At 34.2% G+C, this 23478-nt stretch carries 20 protein-coding genes, 1 tRNA gene and 2 pseudogenes; 17 read left to right on the plus strand and 6 right to left on the minus strand.

Translation table 11 applies throughout. From position 1 onward, the window contains the following. Positions 1-81: 81 nt before the first annotated feature. Complete coding sequence (miaA, locus tag ACQ4M0_RS00905) at positions 82-975, minus strand: tRNA (adenosine(37)-N6)-dimethylallyltransferase MiaA (protein WP_019236354.1); 894 nt, start codon at positions 973-975, stop codon at positions 82-84. Positions 976-1050: 75 nt separating this feature from the next. Between miaA and ACQ4M0_RS00910 the strand changes: the two genes are divergently transcribed. From ACQ4M0_RS00910 to ACQ4M0_RS00930, 5 genes are all read left to right on the plus strand, one after another. Next, positions 1051-1521 (plus strand): hypothetical protein, encoded by a 471-nt coding sequence (locus ACQ4M0_RS00910; protein ID WP_019236353.1) that lies wholly within the window; start codon positions 1051-1053, stop codon positions 1519-1521. 139 nt (positions 1522-1660) lie between these two features. Next, complete coding sequence (locus ACQ4M0_RS00915; RefSeq protein ID WP_007302717.1) at positions 1661-2248, plus strand: L-threonylcarbamoyladenylate synthase; 588 nt, start codon at positions 1661-1663, stop codon at positions 2246-2248. A 17-nt stretch (positions 2249-2265) separates the two neighbouring features. Continuing rightward, complete coding sequence (locus ACQ4M0_RS00920; RefSeq protein ID WP_438456475.1) at positions 2266-3117, plus strand: DNA polymerase III subunit delta'; 852 nt, start codon at positions 2266-2268, stop codon at positions 3115-3117. Between the two features lie 36 nt (positions 3118-3153). Continuing rightward, positions 3154-3948, plus strand: coding sequence for a hypothetical protein (locus ACQ4M0_RS00925; RefSeq protein WP_438456476.1), 795 nt, complete (start codon positions 3154-3156; stop codon positions 3946-3948). A 29-nt stretch (positions 3949-3977) separates the two neighbouring features. Further along, positions 3978-4628: a VirB8/TrbF family protein gene (locus ACQ4M0_RS00930; protein ID WP_254229674.1), complete on the plus strand. Its 651-nt coding sequence runs from the start codon at positions 3978-3980 to the stop codon at positions 4626-4628. Between the two features lie 14 nt (positions 4629-4642). Here ACQ4M0_RS00930 and ACQ4M0_RS00935 read toward each other — a convergent pair whose 3' ends face one another. Together ACQ4M0_RS00935 and ACQ4M0_RS00940 are read right to left on the minus strand one after the other, a co-directional pair. Beyond that, complete coding sequence (locus ACQ4M0_RS00935; RefSeq protein WP_372436128.1) at positions 4643-6142, minus strand: proton-conducting transporter transmembrane domain-containing protein; 1500 nt, start codon at positions 6140-6142, stop codon at positions 4643-4645. 335 nt (positions 6143-6477) lie between these two features. Next, a complete protein-coding gene (locus ACQ4M0_RS00940) occupies positions 6478-7920 on the minus strand; it encodes a replicative DNA helicase (protein WP_438456477.1) in 1443 nt (480 codons plus the stop codon). Positions 7921-8022: 102 nt separating this feature from the next. Between ACQ4M0_RS00940 and ACQ4M0_RS00945 the strand changes: the two genes are divergently transcribed. From ACQ4M0_RS00945 to ACQ4M0_RS00965, 5 genes are all read left to right on the plus strand, one after another. Next, positions 8023-8105 (plus strand) — tRNA-Leu (locus ACQ4M0_RS00945). A gap of 22 nt (positions 8106-8127) precedes the next feature. Continuing rightward, positions 8128-8730: an RDD family protein gene (locus tag ACQ4M0_RS00950; protein ID WP_007302723.1), complete on the plus strand. Its 603-nt coding sequence runs from the start codon at positions 8128-8130 to the stop codon at positions 8728-8730. 91 nt (positions 8731-8821) lie between these two features. Next, the gene (locus ACQ4M0_RS00955; RefSeq protein ID WP_213863714.1) at positions 8822-11323 is read left to right on the plus strand and encodes a lipase family protein; all 2502 of its coding nucleotides are present in this window, start codon (positions 8822-8824) and stop codon (positions 11321-11323) included. A gap of 114 nt (positions 11324-11437) precedes the next feature. Continuing rightward, positions 11438-12757, plus strand: a complete 1320-nt coding sequence (locus tag ACQ4M0_RS00960) for a dihydroorotase (protein ID WP_213863713.1) — start codon at positions 11438-11440, stop codon at positions 12755-12757. 84 nt (positions 12758-12841) lie between these two features. Continuing rightward, the gene (locus ACQ4M0_RS00965) at positions 12842-14026 is read left to right on the plus strand and encodes a ribonuclease D (RefSeq protein ID WP_012481740.1); all 1185 of its coding nucleotides are present in this window, start codon (positions 12842-12844) and stop codon (positions 14024-14026) included. Here the strand turns inward: ACQ4M0_RS00965 and coaE are convergent. Beyond that, complete coding sequence (gene coaE / locus ACQ4M0_RS00970) at positions 14016-14594, minus strand: dephospho-CoA kinase (protein WP_007302729.1); 579 nt, start codon at positions 14592-14594, stop codon at positions 14016-14018. The genes ACQ4M0_RS00965 and coaE overlap by 11 nt on opposite strands. Before the next feature lie 135 nt (positions 14595-14729). On the opposite strand from coaE, the gene ACQ4M0_RS00975 reads away from it, so the two are divergent. The 3 genes from ACQ4M0_RS00975 to metG all read left to right on the plus strand — a co-directional run bounded on the left by ACQ4M0_RS00975 (position 14730) and on the right by metG (position 18786). After that, positions 14730-16133 carry an NAD(P)H-dependent flavin oxidoreductase gene (locus tag ACQ4M0_RS00975; RefSeq protein WP_052264766.1) on the plus strand — a complete coding sequence of 468 codons (1404 nt, stop codon included), beginning with the start codon at positions 14730-14732 and terminating at the stop codon, positions 16131-16133. Positions 16134-16216: 83 nt separating this feature from the next. Then, positions 16217-17245, plus strand: coding sequence for a hypothetical protein (locus ACQ4M0_RS00980; protein WP_438456478.1), 1029 nt, complete (start codon positions 16217-16219; stop codon positions 17243-17245). A gap of 11 nt (positions 17246-17256) precedes the next feature. After that, complete coding sequence (gene metG, locus ACQ4M0_RS00985) at positions 17257-18786, plus strand: methionine--tRNA ligase (protein ID WP_213863712.1); 1530 nt, start codon at positions 17257-17259, stop codon at positions 18784-18786. Here the strand turns inward: metG and ACQ4M0_RS00990 are convergent. After that, positions 18783-20282: a WH2 domain-containing protein gene (locus ACQ4M0_RS00990; RefSeq protein ID WP_438456479.1), complete on the minus strand. Its 1500-nt coding sequence runs from the start codon at positions 20280-20282 to the stop codon at positions 18783-18785. The genes metG and ACQ4M0_RS00990 overlap by 4 nt on opposite strands. 97 nt (positions 20283-20379) lie before the next feature. Between ACQ4M0_RS00990 and ACQ4M0_RS00995 the strand changes: the two genes are divergently transcribed. Further along, positions 20380-20547: a hypothetical protein gene (locus ACQ4M0_RS00995; protein WP_246485284.1), complete on the plus strand. Its 168-nt coding sequence runs from the start codon at positions 20380-20382 to the stop codon at positions 20545-20547. A gap of 293 nt (positions 20548-20840) precedes the next feature. Further along, positions 20841-21236: pseudogene (locus tag ACQ4M0_RS01000) on the plus strand (hypothetical protein); the annotation flags it as partial. A 30-nt stretch (positions 21237-21266) separates the two neighbouring features. Here the strand turns inward: ACQ4M0_RS01000 and ACQ4M0_RS01005 are convergent. After that, complete coding sequence (locus tag ACQ4M0_RS01005) at positions 21267-21605, minus strand: outer membrane protein assembly factor BamE (protein WP_007302809.1); 339 nt, start codon at positions 21603-21605, stop codon at positions 21267-21269. Positions 21606-21734: 129 nt separating this feature from the next. Here ACQ4M0_RS01005 and ACQ4M0_RS01010 point away from each other — a divergent pair, with 129 nt between their 5' ends. Both ACQ4M0_RS01010 and ACQ4M0_RS01015 read left to right on the plus strand, forming a co-directional pair. After that, positions 21735-22724, plus strand: a complete 990-nt coding sequence (locus ACQ4M0_RS01010) for a ribonucleotide-diphosphate reductase subunit beta (protein WP_213863688.1) — start codon at positions 21735-21737, stop codon at positions 22722-22724. 75 nt (positions 22725-22799) lie between these two features. Then, positions 22800-23465: pseudogene (locus ACQ4M0_RS01015) on the plus strand (IS6 family transposase). The last annotated feature ends 13 nt before the right edge of the window (positions 23466-23478 follow it).

The following is a 23478-nucleotide window of genomic DNA, read 5'->3' on the forward strand; positions in this document are numbered from 1 at the left end:
CAATGATGAAAGTTCTTTAAGAAAAAAGTTTAATACTATCAAGAAAAGTTTGCATAGGCATAGCAATATAATACATAATAATCAAAATATTCCAAATTCTGTCAATTTATTTGCACAGTCAATCACTTGAGAATTCGGAAATTGATTTTTAAACCAAGTGTACTGGCGTTTTGCATAATGCCTTGTGTTTGTTTGAGCAATCTGTATTGCTTCGTCTAAAGTAATCTCCCCTTTTAAGTATCTTATAATTTCTGGTACTCCATGTGCTTTCATAGCTGGCAAATGTGGAGATGGGTTCATGCTAAGTAGGTTTTTTACTTCATCAATTGCTCCATTTTCAACCATTTCAATAAAACGAGAATTTATTTTTCGGTATATATCCTCACGTTTAGGTAGAATTGTATATACCTTAAAATTATTGAACAAAGGAGGCTGTCTATTTTCTTGCCATACAAAGATTGTCTTGCCAGTTTCAGTGATAACTTCAAGTGCTCTTGAGAGGCGATGTGAGTCATTAATAAATATTTTACCTTGAATCCTTGGATCTTTGCTTAGCACTAATTTGTAGAATTCCTCTTTACTTAAATTTTTTCTAAGTTCATTTACGTTTTCTCTCACTTCCTGGCTTATTTGTGGAATCGATGATAATCCCTTGATTAAGCTGCTAATGTAAAGCCCACTTCCTCCAGTGATGATCGGTATTCGTGAATTTTTCAGCGCGTTGTTAACTTCCCTATTTAAATCCTCTATCCATAAACCTACGGAATAATTTTCTCTTGCTGAAACATAACCGTATAGCCTATAAAATTCTTTCTGCTTTGGTGGTTGAGCAGTAATTACGGGAATCTCTTTGTATACCTGCTTTGAGTCACAGTTTATTATGCTAATGTTTTTATGCTTTTTTATCAAGTTATCGCATAATTCTGATTTACCTGAGGCTGTAATTCCTGTAATAATTACTATATTATCTTTCATTTATATTAATTTAACTAACCTATGATAGGGTGTAGTAAAAATTTGGATTCTACAATCTAAAATTTGGAGACTTTTATGGCAGAAAATGATAACGATAACTCGTTTACTAAGCGTTTTACAAATAGGACTTCTAATGAGACAAGAGGAGGTTTTTCCAGTAAGTATTCATCTCAAAATACCAAAGAACATGCACTAGGAGCAAAAGGAAAAATTTCTGAATTGGCAAACAAAAAAGCTGAAGCCAAGGAAGCTTTTTCTGAAAGTGGCGGCATAAAGAGTAAAAGCAGAACTATCAATGAAAGATCCTTTGCTGATGCAACAAGAAGAAGTAGATCAGATCTCATATATCTAGTTCGTGGTAAAGATCGAGGAAGATCAGCTTGGCACTATGTATTAGTTGATAAAGATAAAAGAGAAATGTTTCTGGCAAAAAGTAGAACTGGCTCTATAGATGTTGCAGATTATGGAGAGATTTTATATTCAGGATGGGGAGATGATCCACCACAGACGATAGTCGATAAAATCAATGAGGAGTTCGGATTGTAGTAAATCTGTTGTAAAAACGAGCAGTTGCTAATAAAATTTACTGTAAGTATACAACAGTAGCCATTTCGGTATCTTAATTGCTACCATATAGCGAGATAACTGTAAACCCAGAGCTATTGTAGACATAAGTTTTAGCTATATGGTATTTGAAGTAATAAATGCAATAAAAAATAATTTGTTAGCATGCTTTCCAACAGAGACAGTATATGCTCTTGCTTGTAATGCGCTAGGTAAAGAATCTATAGAAAAAATATACCGGATAAAGAAGCGTTCTCAAAACAAGCCACTCTCTATATTTGTTAGTGATGTTGATAGTTTGACAAATATAGCAAAGGTAAAAGAAGAATATATCAATTTAATAAACTACTTTTCTCCTGGACCAATGACCTATATTTTACCACTTCAAGATAACAGTATATTACCAAATGAGTTCTTTAAAGATAGTATAGGCATAAGAATTCCTGATCATCCTATTGCGATTTCAATATTAAATGAACTGAAAACTCCAGTAGTTGCAACTAGTATTAACATTTCAGGAGAAAAAAGTATATGCAAAGCAAGAGATATACCTCAGTCTATTAAGCAACACTTATCTGCAGTAATTGAAGATGATGAATTAGTTTCTGGTATAGAATCTACTATTATTGACTTAACTGGAGACAAGATTAAGGTTTTAAGAAAAGGTAAAATTTCATTACAAACAATAAATAACGAATTTTCAAACTAAGATCTATAGGAGAAAGAATGAAAAAGGTGATAGGCCACAACCAAGCAAAAAAAAAGATAATGAACAACTTGTCTGTTCAATCTTGGCTGATCTGTGGTAAAAAAGGCATAGGAAAAGCAACACTTGCACAATCCTTTTCTAATTGGTTTCTTATCAAAAATTACGATGAAGTAGCATTAGACTTACACATTGTTGAAGGTGATACAATAGGAGTGGAAAAGGTGAGAGAAATGAAAAATTTTCTGTACCTAAGCCCCATTCAATCAGAATATAAGATAGCTATAATAGATAGCTTGGAGGCAATGACTAGCAATGCTAAAAATGCAATATTAAAGATATTAGAGGAGCCGCCACAAAATTCTAAAATACTTATAATTAGCCATAAACTATATGATATACAAACCACCATCCGGTGTAGGTGCTTTCAGCTGAATTTACTTCCGTTAACTTACGATGAAACAAAGCAGGTTGTTTCATCTCAGTGTAAATTCGACAATAAAATATTTAGTGAGATCATTACTTTGTTTCCTGGAACTCCGGGAGTAATAATAAATGCAATAAACAGTGGTGCTTATGAGTCACATAAGCATTTTTATACATTTTTCCGTAATCTAAATAATTCTGATATAGTTAATAAAATAATTAATAGTGAAATTGAGCTAGAACTAGCATCACATATCATTCAAACCTCCATTTTAGAAAGTATAAAGAAAGAAGTAAATAATGTTGAAATTTTGCTAAGTCAATGGAAAGAAATAGATGAACTTTTCGTTGCTGCAAAGCAATTTCGCTTAGATAAAAAGCATGTTTTAGCTAATGTAGTTAACATCATGACACAAAAATATAATACTTTTAACATAAATTCATGATAAAATCCTGATAATTTAATACTTAAAGTATATAGTTTGACTGATAATAAATTAACTTTATGGCAATCAATAGAAGTTTTAACAAAAACCATATTGAACATGCAGAAAGAATTGAGTTTACTCAAGAATACAGCTTTAGACCAAGACGTCACTTTAGAAAAAGGGAAGGAGCTGTCAAGTGGTATCTATGAAGCAAATTTTAAGCTCAATAAGGCAATCAATATAGCTACTTTGCCAAAAATTGGCCATCGCATGCTCAGTGGCGAGTTAGTCATACTTAATCATATTACGAAAGAAGAAGTAAAGATTCCTAGAGATTTTCATTATCTTAAAGTTATTAAACTCAATCATGATGACTATAAACTAACGTTTTGTAATTTTTTAGGTAATGAGTTTTTTGAATATAAAAAGTATGATCCACAATATTCTGATCTTTCAGATGAATATAAATTCGTGGATTTTGGTAGTGTAAAAAAGACTAATAATCTAAAATTTAAGGAGTATGTTGGTCATGCACCTAAATTTTTTGCTGTAGAAGGTCTTATTGAGCCTGGATCTGAAAACCATGTAATTGATCTATTTGAGCTAGTCAGAGACGGTAAAGGCAGAAAAGTGGGAACCCTTGCTGATGAATTTGGTTATTTTGATGATCAAAATAAATTACACTACTATAATTATCACAAAAGTGCAGAAAGTAATACTTATGATCCTGAAAGCTTCAGTATAAAAATGATAAATTTAGATGTGAAGAAAATTGATAAATTGCATCTTATTGCAGAACAAGGTGATATAATCATTCATACTATTTTGGAAAATTTAGACATATTTTAAAGTTTTTTTAGAGTTATTATAATTAGGTTATGGAAGTTGAATCAGTAAAAAACAAAAGTTATTTCAGGAAAGCAGTAGAATGGTATTGCCACAGATACCTGTTCTGCGTTGTAGAAAGATCTTGGATGGCGTTAATAACGTTACTTCTCTTAGTATGTTTATTTTTATCATTACTAAACATATACCTATTACTTCCTGTTAAAAAAGATTTAAATTTTGTGAAGTACACGAACCACACAGAAGATGAGTTTTCTACAATACATAAACTTAGTTTTAGTGAAAAAGAAGATGAATACACTTCCATAGCAAGGTACTTGGTAAGTCAATACGTCGAAGCATACGAGTCCTCTCAGATCGTTGAATCAAAGTATCAAGAAAATTTTATAAAAAACAATTCTATATATAAAATCTATCAAGACTTTCAGGAAAAAGTAAACAATGAAGCTGTTTCATCCACAAAAAAAATTACCAACATAAACGTAACAACACTATCTATTGACCGATCGATCAAGGACTTAGTTAAATTTGCTGGAAATGCCACTGTACTTTTTGCAGCTGAGCAAAATAAGAAAATGAAAGACTATGCTGTGGAGGTTAGCTTTACTTTATCAAACATGAAAGCAACTCTAACTGGTATAATACCATTTAAATTTATTGTTAACGGCTATAAATACAGCTGATTACATTTAAAAAATTACTTGGTAGCTAAAAAAATAACTAAAGTGCATACAGCAGTAACAACTGGAGGTAAAATTAGAAGCATTGGTGTCTTTTTAATAAAATAATTTCTAGAAGGTTTTAAGAAAAAGGCATTGTAAATTATCGGTAAGAAGTATAGAGCGTTGAGTATAGTACTGACAATTAACACCAGAGCTACAAATACAGAAAGTGTTACATTACTAGAGTTAAAAACAGCTTGAAAAATGAAAAATTTGCTCCAAAAAGTCGGAGCAGGTGGTACCCCTATCATGGACAATGCACCTATAGTAAATGCTATCATACTAATTGGCATACTACGTCCTATACCGTGAATTCTATCTATGTATTTCTCACCTGTTTTCGTTATTATTGCTCCAGCAGTGAAAAATAAAGTGATTTTTGCAAATGCGTGGCAAACTAATTGAAAAATTGCAATCCTCATGCTAAATTCACTAAAAATTGAAGCGAACAATATAATATATGACAACTGAGAGATAGTAGAATAAGCAAGCAATTTCTTTAATTCCTTTTGCTTTAATGCAATTAACGATGCAGTAATAATAGTAAATCCAGCAGCGTACGGAAGCCATCCTCCAGCAAACCAACTTTGCTGTGCAAAACGTTGCATATTATCGATGCCAAAAGTGTATAATATAACTTTGATGATGATGAACACTCCTGATTTCACAACAGCAACAGCATGTAGTAGTGCGCTTACAGGAGTTGGTGCAACCATTGCTTTTGGCAACCAAAAATGCATTGGCATTAATGCAGCTTTTCCTATTCCATAAATCAGCATAGCAAAACACACTGCAATAAAAGTTATGAACGAAGTATCAAACTTGAATATTCCACCTCTTACAAAGTCTAAAGTATGGAATTCATTATATAAGAGACCTATTGCAGGAAAAAATAACACTAAAGAAGAGAAAAATAGTAAACCAAAGTAATAGCGTCCTGCAATTACTGATTCATTTGTTGAGTTGTGAGTAATCAGAGGGTATGTACTAATAGTTAGAAGCTCGTAAAAGACAAATGTAGTGAGCAAATCTCCAGAAAAAGCAATAAACATTGCACAGCTAATCGCTATTGAAAAAAAGCATAGAAAACTCGAGTAGTTACTATCAGCATAGTTATTTCGCATATAACATATTGCATATATACTGGTTAGTACCCACAAAAATGATATTAATAAACTGAATATTGCTCCACTAGACTCTAACTTTAAACTAATATGCAAATTATTACCAAAGTCCATGAGAATAAATTGAGAATGATCACCATACACCAAATATAAAGTGCATAGAGATGTATACGCAAATAGAAGCATAGAAGAAACAACAGTAATGCTATTGTTCACTCTGGGCCATTTACTAGTAAAAGAAATAGCTAATGCACTTAAAAGTGGGATCAACGCAGTAATTAACAAATAATTCTCAGTAATAAAAAGTGGCAAGGAAAGAGATATTAAAACAAAATCCATTAAGTAATTCATCTTTCTGTTTAGGTAAAGCTAAAATTATATTCAAGTTATAGAGAATTTGCTATTTTTTAGTTGTATATCGGAAGTGTTAAATAAACCATACGCATCAAGTTAAGAAAAAGTGGCGTAAGGAAGAAAGGAAATAAGAAAAAACTATTTTATATATTAAGTAATAAGGTTAGTAATTTATAGATCTTTCTAAAAAATCATCTTATCCTAGATAAGAATTTCCTAAAAAAATAAATGTAACAAATAAAATGCCAATCTTAAATATTGCTATGTTTCACGATAGCTTCTTAATTTGGCACGTATGGTTTGTTAAACACTTCCAGAATTACTCAAAACCGCTACAGACTATATCTTTCTGTATAATCTTTAAATGCACCTCTATTGGAGTCAAAATGTAGCTTCACACTGCCAATTGGCCCGTTTCTTTGTTTTGCAATGATCAGCTCTGCAATATTTCTAATTTTCTCCATTTTCTCTTGCCACTCTCGATGTTTATTACTTCCTTCATTTGGTTGCTTTCTTAATTCATAATATTCTTCTCTATAGAGGAACATTACTATATCTGCATCCTGCTCTATGCTTCCTGAATCACGTAAATCAGAAAGTTGTGGTTTTTTATCATCCCTTTGCTCAACAGAACGAGAGAGCTGTGATAGTGCAACAATGGGAATATTTAGTTCCTTTGCAATTGCTTTTAAACCCTGCGTCACTTCTGAGATTTCTTGCACTCTATTTTCACTACTCCTTTTTGTTGTTCCTCGAATTAATTGCAGATAATCTATAAATACCACCTCTACATTGTATAGTTGATATAGCAGTCGTATTCTGGTACGAAGGGCACTAATTGATAGAGCAGGAGTATCGTCTATTATGAAAGGTAATTCTGATAGATCTGTACTAGCATTAATGAATTCATGTAATTCAAAATCACTAATTCTCCCAGTCAGTGCCTTATAATAACCAATGCCTGAATCTATAGTAATCAATCTTGCGGTTAATTGCTCTGCTGACATTTCAAGTGAGAAAAAAGCTACGTAGTGTTGTTTATCTGTTCTTTTTTGCAAAATCTTACAAGCGTTAAGTGCGATGTTCAGTGCCAATGCTGTCTTTCCCATTGAGGGCCTTGCAGCTATAATTAACAGATCAGATTTCTGCAAACCACCAAGAAGCTGGTTTAGATCTTGAAGTCCGGTTGTAATACCTAGAGCCTCTGGGTTATTCTTCAGCTTGCTAATCTTCTCAACCACATCTTTAATTGAACTTGCAAGCTTTATGTATGTTTTCTCACCTTGCTTTTTTACTGCTAAATTGAACAATTTTGTCATTGCTTGCTCAATTTGTACCTTTGCAGGATTTTCGATGTCATAGTTATAACTATCGTCAATTGTCTCTTGTCCGAGCTTGATTAAGCATCTTCTTAAATAAGTATCACGGATTATTCTGGTCAAGCTATAGATATCAAGAGCAATACTTGCCTTCGCTGCAAGCTTTGCTAGGTACTCAACTCCACCACATTCGGCAAATGCTTTATCATTTTCAAAAAACATCTTAAGGCTTAGTTCATTGGCAACTATGCCGTGTTTTCTGGTTTTAGATATCTGGGTAAAAATGCTTTGATGTAGTGGATCGTAGAAATTGTCTGCTGCAATTATATCTTCAACTGCATCACAAATTCTATTATCACGAATCATTGCACCAATGAGCATTTGCTCTGCTTCTAAATTATGTGGCAATTTACATATTTCTTCTCTTGAATTAATAAGGTTAACTAATTCATTCATTTTAAGTTTTTAGAGTAATGATTGATTATTGTAGAATATTCAATCTCGACTTAAAAGAGAAAAAATTTGACTAATCCTGTGTTGCTTATAGCATTAAAATAGGCCCCTGTGGTGGAATGGTAGACACGGCAGACTCAAAATCTGTTGCTTGCAAGAGCATGCTGGTTCAAGTCCGGCCAGGGGCACTCAAACATTGGAAAGTGCTTTATGTTACACAAGTTTTTTAATCGTTCATTTGCCATTCTTTCTTCTATAAATGCTATTCAAAGGATAAAGAAAGATGAAAATGGAATATGTTACGTAACGGGACTTAGACGCTATTTGTCAGTGCTGCTTGATTTAATCATCATCGTTTTATTTTTACAGTTTTGCGGTCAGGCCTTAAATCAACTCTTTATGAGCTCGGAGAGCAGTAAAATATTAGGCCAAATTGCTGCAAAATATCAAATGCAGGTGCCACTATCTGCAGAGGAAACAGCAATGCAGAGTAAACTAATAAAGTTACTAGTTCTAAATCAGATAGTTCAATTTATTATGCTTTTTAGTTATGTAGCATATATGTGGATAAGATTTGGCGCTACACCTGGAAAATTCTTACTTGGACTTAGAGTTGTGAATGCACAAACTTTTGAAAAATTGACTCTGAAACAAGCAACAAAGAGGTTTTTTTCCTTCATATTGTCAACTGCACCATTATTCTTGGGTTTCATATGGGCAAGTTTCGATAAACGCTGCCAAACTTGGCACGATAAGATTGCAAATACAGCAGTTGTCACAAACAAAAGTCTTAAGTGTGATAAAATGAACTAAATTCGTTTAAAATAAGAAAATTTTAATAGTTTTATTGATAAATTTGATCAAATGCTTAATTAATGATATACTAAAATAGTAGGTAAAAAATATGCCAAGTATTACTCATGATCAAAGTATGGATTCTATTAGCGATAGTATTGTACATATTGATGATAATGAAATAAAAGAATGCGTAATTGAGGCACTAGAACCATTTAAGAACGAATTAGAAGCTCAAAGTTTTGACCTTAATGGGCTAGGAACTTCTGACCTAGTTAAAGCATGGAAGAAGATAGAAGATTTTAAAGGTGCTGAGTTAAAGGATGCTTCTGACCTTGCTGATCTGATAAAAGGGCAAATTGCAGAATTTGATGAGGAAAAATTATGGAAAATGTGTACCTTTAGCAAAATTTCCTATGGTGATGTGGATAGAAAATTAGAGAAAGGTAAATACAAAACTAAAAGGAAGTTTGAAGAAGAAGGTTATCAGATTATAAGATTTTACGATAATGAACTTATTGAAGATAAATATTGCTCAGATGTTGATTATAAATTAGAGCAACACGATGTTGGCTATGCTTTAACTGGTAAAAATTCATATAATCGAGATGCTGGTTATATTTTTATTAAAGATAACGAAGTAGATATAGCTTACCATGGCACTCGTGATTTAAATGATGTGAAGGAAGATCTGCGTGCTTCTTTAACTAAGTTGCCATTTTTGTCTGGAGATAATTATGTTCACTCTGGTTTTTACTCTCTATTCAAACGTTCTTGGCCCAGCGTACATAAAATATTACAAGGGCATGCTAATGATAAAGGATTAGCAATCAAAGATTTAAAAATCAATGTTACAGGCCATAGCATGGGAGGTGCTCTTGCTAGTATAACTGCTTTATGTCTTAATAAAACAGAAGGTGCTGAAGATGTTCATGTTGCAACTTTTGGCTCTCCAAGAGTGTTCTACAATGGTGCTGCTGAAGTTTACAATGAGTGTCTTGGACATAATACTATTAGAGTAGCTTGTCAATCAGATCCGGTACCATGTTTGCCACATGGTAATGCTGGTATGCACTATAAACATGTAGGTAAACCATTAAAATTAGAAACAGGTAAAACTCTGGAGTATTTAGAACTACACTATCATAAAATCGATACCTATTATAACCTTATTGAGAAAATAGAGCAGGAAAAATTTAAATCGGATAGCGAAGCATCTAAGTATCGTCATATTGCTTATATTTGTGGCCTATTTTACCATGCAGTTTTGTCATATGTTGATGTGGATGATAAGGAATTCTTTGAAGAAGTCAGAGAAGAAAATGAAGGCATTAAGCTTTCTGAGATACCAATTCAACGTGCTCCAAATTTAGAAGAGGAATTTAGACAAGGAAAACAAAAAGTAGCTCAGCTTACTAATGAAAAAATTCAACTAGAGGGAAGGTTAAATAGTATACAACAAAGTTTGGTTGGAAAAACTAAAGAGTTAGATGATGAAAAAGGAAAATTAACACAAGAACAACAGAAGACTAATCAACTCAATGATCAAGTAGATAAACTTACTGCAGAATTTAAAGGGACAAAAGATCAGCTTGCAGAAAACAAAGCAGAGTTGGATGAGCAAATTAGCAAAGTAACTAGGCTTAACGGTACTGTAGAAAAACTTGAAGAAACAAATGCTGGATTAGAAAGAAAGAATAGTAATCTGACTAATCAACTGAAGAAGCTTGAGAAAGCAAAAACTAAGCTAGAAGAAAAGGTAGAATGTGCAGAAAAAGAGCTAAAGGATGCTAGAGCTCAATTCAGAGAGAGTGAGGGAGGGCTAAGGGAAGTAAAAGCTCAACTTGAACAGGAAAATAGTAATTTGTCTAGTCAAGCAAGGGAGCTTGAAAGGAAATGTGAGCAAACAGAAGTTCAACTTGTAGCATCAAAGCAAAAATTAGCTGAAGAAACTAGTAAAGTCATGCAACTTAGCAAAGAATCTAATGAAGCAAGAGCTCAGCTTGAAAAGAAGAAAAAAGAGATTGGAAGGCTAAAAGATCAAGTAGATCAAATGACTATACAAAACAATCAATTGGAAGGGCGGCTGGATGATGCAAAGCAAGGTCTAATTGATAAAACTGATGAAGTAACCCGATTAACACAGGTTGCTGATACGCTAAATGGTCGGGTAGCTCAATTGACTACACAAAATGATCAGTTGGAAGGGCAGCTGAATGATGCAAGACAATCGTTCGCTGATCAAATAATGCAACGCGAAAATGAAAATAACGACTTAAAGACAAAGCTGCAAGAAATTGAAAACAAAAGTGAAGTACTAGAGAAGAGTCTACAGAAGCAATTTGAAAGCAAGAATGAAGAGCTAAGTGAAAAATTCTTGAAAGCAAGAACTTACAGTAAAAGGCAAGGTAATTATGCTTCTGTTTCTTTTGTATTATCTGGAGCACTTGCTGTTGGTACAAGTCTAACAATTCTTCATTTAGCAATGTGTATTTCGCTTGCTGTAGCTGCATTAGCTTTTCTTACAGTAGGGTGTTACTGTTCTTATAAGGCAAATACCACATTTAACAATGTAGAAATCGAAAATTGTAGTTATAGAATAGCTGCTTAGATATTAAGTTAGTAATTTAAATACTCTTTATTGCTAGTTATTATGCCATCGCTTTAATTTGTTTGTGTTTTACTAAAAAAACTTTAGATTATACTTTATAATTGATACTAAAATATGATTTGGAGTTTATTGCAGACAGGCCAAAAGGAAGGCTATAAAATTGCGTATACCAATGCTCGTATTATTGACCCGGAAACTAAACTTGATATAAAAGGTTCATTGTTAACTGAAGGGGATAAAATTGTTGATTTTGGCGAATCGTTATTTTCAACAAGTGGGGTTGATGAAACAATAGACTGTAAAGGGCTTGTTCTAATGCCAGGCCTTATTGATATTCACGTGCATTTTCGTGAACCAGGTCAAGAGCATAAAGAAAATATACATACGGGTAGTAAATCTGCAGCTGCAGGAGGCGTTACAACTGTAGTTTGTCAGCCAAACACTGTTCCAGCGATTGATAGTGTTGTCTTGGCTCAGTATTTGAAATATAGAGCATTTGAAACTTCGCATGTGAATGTGGAATTTTACGCTAAAATCACCACTTCGGAAGAAAAATTAACTGAAATGGCACTCTTAAAGGAAGCAGGTGCAGTTGGTTTCACCGATGATGGTATGCCAGTTATGAATCCAATGATTATGAGACAGGCACTGCTTTATTCAAGTATGCTTGGTGTTCCTATTGCTCAACACGCAGAGGATTTAAATCTATCTGCTGGTGGCGCAATCAATGCAGGTAAAATTTCTGAAGAATTGGGAATAAAGGGAATCTTGAGTGCGTCAGAGTCGGTTATGGTAACTCGTGATATACTGCTAATGAAGGACATAGAAAATGTACACTACCATATTTTACATGTCTCTTCAAAAGATTCACTTGATGCTATTAAACGTGCAAAAGATTTGGGATTAAATGTTACATGTGAAGTAACTCCTCATCACTTTACTTTAACTGAAGATATAGTAAAACAACACGGAGCAATCGCAAAAATGAACCCGCCGCTTCGCACTGAAGAGGATCGTTTAGCTATGATTGAAGGTTTAAAGACAGGTGTGATTGATTGCATTGCAACCGATCATGCTCCGCATGATCTTAGTTCTAAAGATTTGCCACTTGAAAATGCTGCATTTGGTATTGTTGGCCTTGAAACAATGCTGCCCATTTCACTTGAACTATATCACAGTGGACAAATGGGTCTACTTGATGTGCTTGCAAAATTGACATATAAGCCTGCAGATATCATACATGTGCCACGTGGCCGCATACAGAAAAACCTTGCAGCGGACTTAATTTTAGTTGATTTGGATCATGAATGGAAAATTAAAGTTGACAACTTTGCTAGTAAATCAAAAAATTCCCCTTTCGATGGACGCAAAGTGAAAGGGCGCGTAATACGTACCGTTGTGTCTGGCAAAACTGTATATTTACAGAAGAATTAGTTATCATACAGTTGCGTTCTCAATTTCAATCAATTGTAAATATTCAATATAAGTGGTAAAATATAGCCACTGAATAAAAAATATATGCTAATTAGTACGACATCGGAGCTGGAGAATGCATGTGAAGAATTGATGGCAAAAGATCCAAAATTTATAGCAGTGGACACAGAGTTTATTAGAAACAATTTAACCTACTATCCTAGATTATCACTAATTCAAATTTCTTACGGAGAGAAGAGTTTTATTGTAGATGTGTTAGTACCGGGAATTGACTTATCGCTTATTAAGAAAATAATGCTGAATCGAGAAATAACCAAAGTTTTTCATAGTTGTCGGCAAGACATAGAATCCTTACTCACCGTGCTTAAATGTGTTCCTACTCCCATTTTTGATACCCAAGTTGCTGCTATGTTTTGTCATTATTATCACGACTTTATTGGTTATTCAAAAGTAGTAGAGCAATATCAGGGGGTAGCGCTGGATAAAATTAAAGCTAAAAATTCAGATTGGTTAAAACGGCCATTATCTGAGGATCAATTAGATTATGCAGTAAATGACGTGATACACCTATATGACCTACACCAAATATTGTGCAATAAACTTGAAGAAAATAATAGGATGGGCTGGTTTCAAGAAGAGATGGAATCAATAGTTGATGTCAATAAGTATTTGCATAATCCAAAAGATGCATGGAAGAGGATTAAATTTAATTATGAAGCAAATCCAAGGTTGATGTTAACTGTTAAAGCAGTTAGTGAGTGGCAAGAGACCTTAGCACAGCGTTACAATATAAATCGTAATAAGGTAGTCAATAATGCCGTAATAACTGGTTTAATTGAAAAAAACGTGGAACATATTGATGACATTTTAGATGACCTTAAGAGAAACACAAAAAATATAAAAGAGGAAGATTTATTAGAATTTATAGATATTTTCAATGAGAATGAGAAGGAATTTGTGCAGCAAAATTATACTCTGTCGGATAATTATGATAAATCTGTCTTTGATATACTCTCGATTATTTTAGAGAGCAAATGTAAGGAAAATAACATATCGAGAAAGTTAGTTTCGTCAAAAGATGAGTTAGCTGGATCAATATCTGGGAAGATAGATAAATTGTTCAAGGGATGGAGATATGATTTTTTCGGCAGATCAGTAGAATCGTTTTTGAATGCAGGCTCAAGGTTTGAAATTTTAATGGTAAAATCTGCTGATAGTACAGCTAAAATTCGGAGTAATCTTGTGGAGAATAACCGTATCACGTGTTGAGGTCTAACGAGTTTATTATATCTTTCACTTGAGAAAGAACATTTGCGCTGGTATCGATGATAAAGTCGCTCATTTGCTTTTTTTCTTCAATAGGGAGCTGAATACTAGACATTAGATCCAGCTTTTTTTTATCCATATTACGCTCACTAATCCTTTGAGCTTGCACAACGCTATCTGCATGGATAAAAACAATAAAATCGCAATACAAATGGAATCTCGTTTCCAGCAGGAGTGGAATGTCTAGAACTAGAAGTTTTCTGTTGTTTTCTTTCTCATGAGCAATAAAAAATTCTAATTCATTTTGCACAGCGGAATGTACTAAAGACTGGAATTGCTTCCAATTTTCATCATGTGCTAAAAAATATTTAGACAATACTGTTCTATCAATTTTTCCATTTACTACTACCCCAGGAAATTTTTCTTCTGCATAACTTATTATGTTTTTGTCCACTTTATAAAGCTGGTGTACGACAGAGTCAGCATCAAACAAAGCGGCACCAAATTCTTTAAAGCAATTGGCTACAAAGCTCTTTCCGACTGCAATTCCACCTGTTAGACCTATTATCATATATCAAAGACTTCTTAAAAAGAATATGTGTCGTAGCTGTTATGTCTACTTAAAACTGAATTTGTGTGCATTAAAAGAAAAGCTATTATTTTTTTAGCAATCAAGTAAAATAGAGTGAAAGATTAAGAGGAAATTTTGAAAAATAAGATAAAAAAGATAGCAATTTCAGGGAAGGAAGTATGGCCAATCATCGAGGGCGGCAAAGGCATTGCAGTCAGTGATGGAAGGTCAAGTGGAGCATTTGCTGCAGCAGATGCTGTTGGTACGTTTTCTGGTGCAAATGCTAAACTTATTGATGACAATGGTGAGTTGGTGCCGCTGATTTATAGAGGTAAAACAAGAAATGAAAAGCATGAGGAATTAATTAAGTATAGTATTGAGGCTGGAGTTAGTCAAGCAAAAATAGCGAATGAAATATCAAAGGGCCGTGGAAGAATACATATGAATGTGCTTTGGGAAATGGGAGCAGCAGAACAAGTCCTTCATGGCATATTAGAAAAAGCAAAAGGTTTAGTTCATGGCATCACTTGCGGTGCTGGTATGCCTTACAGGCTTGGAGAAATTGCAGCTAAATATCAAGTTTATTACTACCCTATTATCTCATCGGCGCGCGCTTTTAAAGCGTTGTGGAAACGTGCTTACCAAAAAATATCTTCTTTTTTACTTGGTGGAGTAGTATATGAGGATCCGTGGCTTGCTGGTGGTCACAATGGACTCAGTAATAGTGAAGACCCAGAATTACCGCAGGCTCCATTTGAAAGAGTTGCAGAGCTTAGATCTTTCATGAATGAGGTCGGTCTTTCTGAAACGCCAATTGTTATGGCGGGGGGAGTGTGGAATTTGAAGGATTGGGAACATTGGTTTGACAATTTACAAATCGGACCAATAGCTTTTCAGTTTGGCACTCGTCCACTTTTAACAAAAGAAAGTCCGATTTCTACAGAATGGAAAAAGAAGTTACTTACTTTAGAAGAAGGTGATGTATTTTTAAACAAATTTAGTCCAACAGGATTTTACTCATCTGCAGTAAGAAATAGCTTCATATATGAGCTACAGGAACGAAATTCACGTCAAATGAAATTTTCAGAAAATGTGAGTGGAGAGTTTAATAATGAATTTGCAATGGGTAGCAGAGGTAGAAAGATTTACCTCACTGCAAAAGACAAAGAGCTAGCAAATGCATGGATTAAAGCAGGGTATACAGAGGTAATGAAAACTCCAGATACAACTGTTATTTTTGTGACGCCAGGCAAATTTGCGGAAATAAGACAAGATCAAATTAATTGCATGGGATGTTTGAGCCATTGTCTGTTTAGCAATTGGAAAGATCATGGTGACCATTCAACAGGGCGAAAGCCAGATCCACGGAGTTTCTGTATACAAAAGACACTGCAAAACATTGTACATGACGGCAATGTTGAAAATGAACTCATGTTTTCTGGGCACAATGTGTACAAATTTAAGCAAGACCCATTTTATAAAAATGGTTGCATACCGACAGTAAAAGAATTGGTAGATAGAATATTGGTTGGTTTATGACTAACTTGACAAGAAGACATTATTCTATATAATTTATAGTAATAATTGTTTATTAATTTAATCTTAATTTGAGGGGAATATCTATGCGCGATAGTGTTTTAAAAAGGTACGCACTTGCCTATATAAAAGAAAATGGCAGTGATAAGAATGTTCAAGAATTTTTACGTTCTCGTGGTATGCAAAATATTGAGAACTGGAGTGATAAAAATTTTGAAAATGCGTATAAGGAATTTAGGCGCTATAACCCAACTAATGAACACAATATAGGAAGTGATCGACGTGATAGTAGGCAACAACCTACAAGCCCTCAGGTTACACACGTACATGTACACAATAATAGAGGTTTAGATTTTTGGGATTATTTACTACTTAGCAACCTGTTTAGTGGTCATACTACAGTGATAAATAACCTTGGTTCCGGTAGCAGTAACCAGCCATGCAGAGAAGATAAGAAAAAAGACGCAGAAGACAACAGGAAATTATTAGCTTTAGGGATAGTAGCTGTAGTTACGTGTGTTGCTTTCCATGCTTTAATGTGTGTTTGGTACAACAGCAGCGAAAAAACGGCTAGAAAATCAGAAAAGGTAGATTACCTGGATAATAAACTTAAAATGTTCAGAAATATAGAATTTGCAGTTGGTGCAATTTCTTTAGCAGCTTTGGTAGGTTGCGCTATTAACCCAGTCTTACCAGTTTGGGGTTTAGTCATTCTTGGTATTAATTCTCTTGTATGTTTTGCTGGTGGTGTGGCTTTTCATATGAAACATGAGAAAGAGTCAGAAAATATTAAGAAGGCTGAAGAAGTGGTAGATAATTATCATAAACGAGGACCTGGATATGATTTGGGAGATTCTTCTAATCTTGAACCACCACCTCCTTACTCTCCTCAAGATCCTAATACTGCTTCAAGTGCTCCTTCTTATGATGGCACACCTGGGTATGCATTTGGTGATCCTAATGCGACACAACAGTTAGAGGTTGTGCTGCTAAACCATAAGTTACTAATCGAGAATACCGCTGCAACGCGCAGCGGTATAATGGATTTTCAGATTGCTTGTCTGGTAGGATATGTATTGATTTTTATTACTAGTGCAGATACGATAAAGCTTTAAACTAGTACAAAATGGAGCAATTTGAGAGCTTTTACATCACTACGCCAATATATTACGTAAACGACAAGCCACATATCGGCCACGCATATACTTCCCTTATCTGTGATGTTACAGCTAGATTTATGAAATTAGCTGGAAAGAACGTCAAATTTACTACTGGTACAGATGAACATGGACAAAAAATTGAAAAAGCAGCTAAAACAAAGGGAATAGAGCCAAAAGAATTTACAGATGAAATAAGTGTTACGTTCAGAAAATTAGCTGAGCTAATGAACTTTAATTCTGATGATTTTATCCGCACCACAGAAGAACGTCATGAACAAGCAGTTATAGCTCTATGGAATAGGCTTGAAGAGAGAGGGCAAATATATCTGGATTCTTACTCAGGTTGGTATTCAGTTCGTGACGAAGCGTTTTATCAGGAATCAGAGTTGATAGATGGCAGAGCACCAACAGGCGCTGAAGTTCAGTGGATAAAAGAAGAGAGCTACTTTTTTCGTTTGTCAAGTTGGCAAAATAAATTACTAGAGTTATACGAAAATCATCCGAATTTCATCTTTCCTGAGAGCAGAAAAAACGAGGTGGTATCGTTTGTAAAATCAGGACTTACTAACCTTTCGATTTCTCGTACTAGTTTTAATTGGGGAATAAAAGTACCAGGGAATGACAAGCACGTAATTTATGTTTGGATAGATGCGCTCACTAACTATCTCACGTCAATAGGCTTTCCTAATATAGAAGATGAGGAATATAAGAAGTTTTGGACAAACTCCTTCAACATTCATGTGATCGGTAAAGACATATTGCGTTTTCACGCTGTATACTGGCCAGCTATTCTTCTTGCAGCAGATTTACCACTGCCAAAGCAAATTGCAGTTCATGGTTGGTGGCTAAACGAGGGGGAAAAAATATCCAAATCCCTTGGTAACGTTATAGATCCAATTAATCTTGCAGAAGAGTTTGGTGTTGATCAACTACGCTATTTTCTCCTTCGGGAAGCAAGTTTCGGTCAAGATGGTAATTTCAGTAAGAAGAACATGATCAGCCGCATAAACTCAGAGCTGGCAAACAATATAGGCAATTTAGTGCAAAGAACAATTTCATTTCTGCACAAGCAATGCTTTGGAGTTGTACCAGTGGTCGATCGCAATTTGCTTAAAGATGATGAGAGTTTACCAAATTGCAAAGCCATAATTGATCAAGTAATGGATCATCTATCAAAGTATGAATTTAACCAGATTATACTCCTGATTATCAATATCTCTTCCAAGGCCAATGCTTACATAGATAAAAGTGCACCCTGGACACTCAGTAAAACCGATAGAGAGCGCATGAATTTAGTGATTTATAAATTACTCGAATATATCAGAATAATTGGTATTTTATTGCAGCCAATTGTTCCAAAGTCAGCAGAAATAATACTTGACCAATTACAGACTCCAAAAGAACAACGTGATTTAAAATCTCTGTGCAACGCATGTGTAAGCTTAGGTGTTACATTACCTAAGCCTACGCCGATTTTTTTGAGGTTTGATATTTAAAGAACCCTTAGTAAACCAGGCTGAATTGGTCGTTGTGTAGTTAATTTGCTTAGTTCAACAGAATCAACAAAGGTACCTTGCTGTTTTGATGTGTTTATACCGTTGTCTACTTTGGAAGAAATGACTTTATTTTTGTTTTGATCAAGCTGCTTTATGATCTCGGCTACAGGAGGATTTGATGAATCTTCTACCTCACCTGGTTTTGTTGAAGAAGAAGCTGAATATGGATAATTATCCCTATTCTTCATTTTCTCTTGTTTTATATTATCACACTGAAAAGACATAGAATCTTGGGATGTATCCCACTCTTCATCATCAGATACATTACTACTATTGCTCAATAAATTATTACTAGGGCTATTTAGTAATGGATTTTCACTGGACATTATATTCTTTAATACTATTGGTAAGTTTAGCGGTTGTACGGGTTTCTTTAGCTCTTTATTGGACGTGTTATTTGGTTCTATAAGTGATTCTTCCAAACTACAAAGAGAATCATCTTGTTTGTCTAAGGAATCTAGCTCTTCATCTTGAAAACCACTTTTATTTCTTTGCTTTAGAACTTTGCTTTTCAAACCCTCATTCATATAATTTCCTTGTTGAATACTCTCACTATTGTTTTGCTCTTTGTCAGTTTTTTGATTTTCAACTTTCCTTATTTGATGTACTTCTTTGTTTCGCGATTGTACGTCGCTCTCTTGCTTTTCAGCAACACTTTCCTCCTCTTGTTTTTGAGGTATTTTTAAACCATCCTTTGGAACTGGCTTCAAAATAACACCTTTTCTTATCTGTTCAAGCAGATCAGAACGATCATGCTTAGATTCATTAGCCTTTTTCGGTGCACCATTCTTAGGTTTCTCCGTATACTTGGAAGCTGTAGGAGGAGGCGGCGGAGATGGTAGTGGTGCAGCATTTTGTGGCAATGGAGGAGGTGGTGGAGGTAGTAGTGGTACAATGGGTATTCCAGACATTACTGGAAATGATGGTGTAGGAGTATTGCTATGTTCAAGTCCTTTTGCTTTCTGTAAATCTTGTGATTGTTTTCTACCAGGATCAACTCCTTTCTCGCTGTTTATTGCAGAAAGGTATGAATAGATAAGATATGCAGCTAAGCTCAACATAACCGATGCAGAAACAAAAGCAATAACTGCAGAAGAAACTGGCACTGCAGCACTACTTAATACTGCTGAAATGATAAAATACGTGCATACTCCAGCTACAGGACCGGATGTACACAATAACAAAATAGCAATTGAATATTTTAAGGCAGTTGCCTTTTTTTGTTCTGCTACAGATGACTTTTGATTTTCACTATCAGAGTGTACACCATTATGTTGTTCAGTCATAGGTTTTTTCGGCACACCCTGTTTAGTATTGCTTCTATCATTTTTAGTTTTGTCACTCGCATTATCTTCTTCTTTATGACTGAGCGCTATTTCTGGATTCTTAACATGAGTACTATTCTTGCTTCCTTCATCTGCATTTTTGCTATCCACATTATTTTTTTCTTGTATTTTCTTAAATAGTGGATTTTCTGCAAAATTAAGAGATGATTGTTGAACAGGACTCTTAGATTGACCTTTTTTTGGTTCAGTGCGACTGCTAATTCCTGATGTAGCCAAATTAGAAGGTTTTTTATTATCCTGTGGAGGTGTCCAATTCTTTAAACCTTCGAGTGGTAAAGGAGGTGGTGGTGGAACTGATGCAGGTATTTTATTATTAGATGAATCAGTAGTAGGAATTTCTCTTCCTTATTATTAATATAATGTTATTAATAATTAAATTATTAGTACTTGTTAATAATTTTTGAGTAAGTTAACATTAAGATAATAAAATAAAAAGGAAAGAGAGAGGAGCAGTCTTCTAAGAAGAAATAGAAGCTATCTTAAACCTCAAGTCATCACTTTTTTACCACAGCACATCATCGATGTTTTGGTATTCAGAATCATAAAAATAGCTTAGTGTTAGATATTTTTATGATAACCTCTCTTAAACAATTGATATTTTACAGTGTTTTTGGTAAAATAATAGCTTAAGGCTTAGAATAAAAGTTTATGAGTGAAGCACAAGGTCCAAATATTGCAGAATGGCAGGCACAGCAGCAACACCAGGAAGCCGCTAGTGAGAAAAGTGGTTTCGGTCTTGGTCATAGTGACTCTGTTGCAACAATTGTGGATGGAATGAAGTGGATGTTCAACTTTCATGAAGGAGCAATTGCTGCTTATAATAATGTGTTTGAAGGTTTGGTAAGTGGTAGCAGTCTAGTAACGTTATTTGGGAAATCAGGTAATATGTTTGGCATAAAATTTCTTGAAAGTCTTGCTGAATATTTTTCAGGTGGAGGTGGAGAAGATATGCCATCAGAAGGAATGGGTATGGACTACGGTGATGAGGGGCATCATCCGGATGATTATCCCCACTCTAACAATGAAATAGCTCAAAGTGCTGATACTTGTAATGAAAAATAGATCAGCAAATTTTCAATCAACAACAGCTAAAGACCTTTCTGCAACGTTGATTTCTCTTATATCTGTAACTTCGTCATTCTGATTAAACGAAATTTGCAGAGACTTACTACTGTACTTCCTTTTTCCCAAGAAGTTAGCTTGTTTAATTTTATATGAGACATAGTACCAAACATTTTCGTCGAACTTTGATACTAGTGTTGGCGATCCTAAAGTATGAACCACTTTTTCTCTATCATCACCTACTTGTATTTTGCTCCACAGTTCAATATTAATGCCAGGAACTCCGTGATTGTGAATAGTGTGAGTGCAGCTCACTGTAAATAATAAAATAAAAGATATTAATACTCGCATTTCGTCAATTAATTATTTGAAATCATAATACACTGATAAACTATCTGTCGTCAAATTTCAAAAAAGTTAAATTGACTGATTCTCAATATCATTTAATATAATATTTACTTCAAAATAATTAGGTACCTTATGTCATTGCTAGAAGCAGATCCAATATACAAGCCTTTTAATTATCCTTGGGCATATGATGCATGGTTGCAGCAACAAAGGATACACTGGATACCTGAAGAAGTTCCGCTTGCTGATGATGTGAAAGATTGGAAAACTAAACTTTCGAATGTAGAGAAAAATTTATTGACCCAGATTTTTAGGTTTTTTACTCAAGCAGATATTGAAGTAAATAACTGCTATATGAGGCATTATTCAAATATATTTAAGCCAACAGAAATATGTATGATGCTTGCAAGCTTTTCCAATATGGAGACTATACACATTGCAGCCTATTCATACCTTCTAGATACGATTGGCATGCCAGAAAGTGAATATCAAGCATTCTTAAAATATGATGCTATGAGAAAGAAGTATGAATATATGTTAGAATTTGAGGAAAGTAAAAAGCAAGATAAAAAACATGTTGCTAAAACTTTAGCAGTATTTGGTGCCTTCACTGAAGGATTGCAGTTATTTGCATCATTTGCAATTTTGCTCAATTTTCAACGGTTTGGAAAAATGAAAGGTATGGGGCAAATAATTGCTTGGTCAGCACGTGACGAAACCTTGCACACCAATTCAATTATCAATTTGTTCAATACGTTTATTAAAGAGAATAATGAAATTTGGAATGACGAGTTCAAAGAAGAATTATATTCTGCATGTCACACTATTGTTGAACTTGAAGATGAATTTATAAGTCTTGCTTTTGATTTAGGAGATGTTGAAGGGCTATCTGCAGAGGAAGTGCGCAATTATATACGTTACATAGCAAACAGAAGGTTAACGCAATTAGGTCTTAAATCTATATATAATGTTAAAGATAACCCTATTCCGTGGCTTGATGAAATACTAAATGGCGTGGAACATACAAATTTCTTTGAAAATAGAGTAACAGAGTATAGCCGTGCAGCAACTCAAGGCACTTGGGAGGAAGCTTTTGCTAAAAACTATACAAAAAGTGAATAGCAGTAACTTCGGTTCTGTCGCATTTGTAGGGAAGTAGAAAAAAGAATGATATAATTGTCTAAAAATAAAGCAAAGATGTTTCGTATCAATAAAAAATTATTGCCATCCTTCAAAGGATTTAGCTTTTCAGCGATGTTATCTGTATACATGAAATGTCGATTCTCTTTGAGCTATCGAGATTTGGAAGAAATTATGAGTATAAGGGGAGCAAAAATTGACCATGCTACGTTACAAAGTGGGTTATCACCACTGATAGATTAGGCAGTAAAGAAAAGAAAGAAGCAGGTTGGTAGTAGTTGGAGAGACCTACATTAAATTAAACGGTAAATGGGTTTATTTATATAGAGCACTATTGGTAATACTGTAGACTTCCTCTTGTGTGTTAGTAGAGACAAGTCTGCAGCACTTGCATTCTTTCGTAAAGCCTTCAGGAGTAACTATCTTCCTGAGAAAATTGTCATTGATAAAAGCGGCAGTAATACTGCTGCTCTTGATGATTTGAATGCAGAAATTTCTGAAGATTATAGAATCACAGTTCTTCAAATAAAATATCTAAATAATATTGTTGAGAGGTTTATCAAGAAGCGAATAAAGCCTATGCTTAGTTTTAAAAATTTTCATTCCGCAAAGATTACTATTACAGGTATAGAAAATATTCGCATGATTCAGAAAAAACAAATTATCGGAGCTAATGACAATGTTTCTACTTTTGAGAATTTTGCTATGTTAATGGCTCTATAACTCCTATAATCCC

The sequence above is a fragment of the Wolbachia endosymbiont of Kerria lacca genome (genome assembly GCF_051602725.1).
GTDB lineage: Bacteria > Pseudomonadota > Alphaproteobacteria > Rickettsiales > Anaplasmataceae > Wolbachia.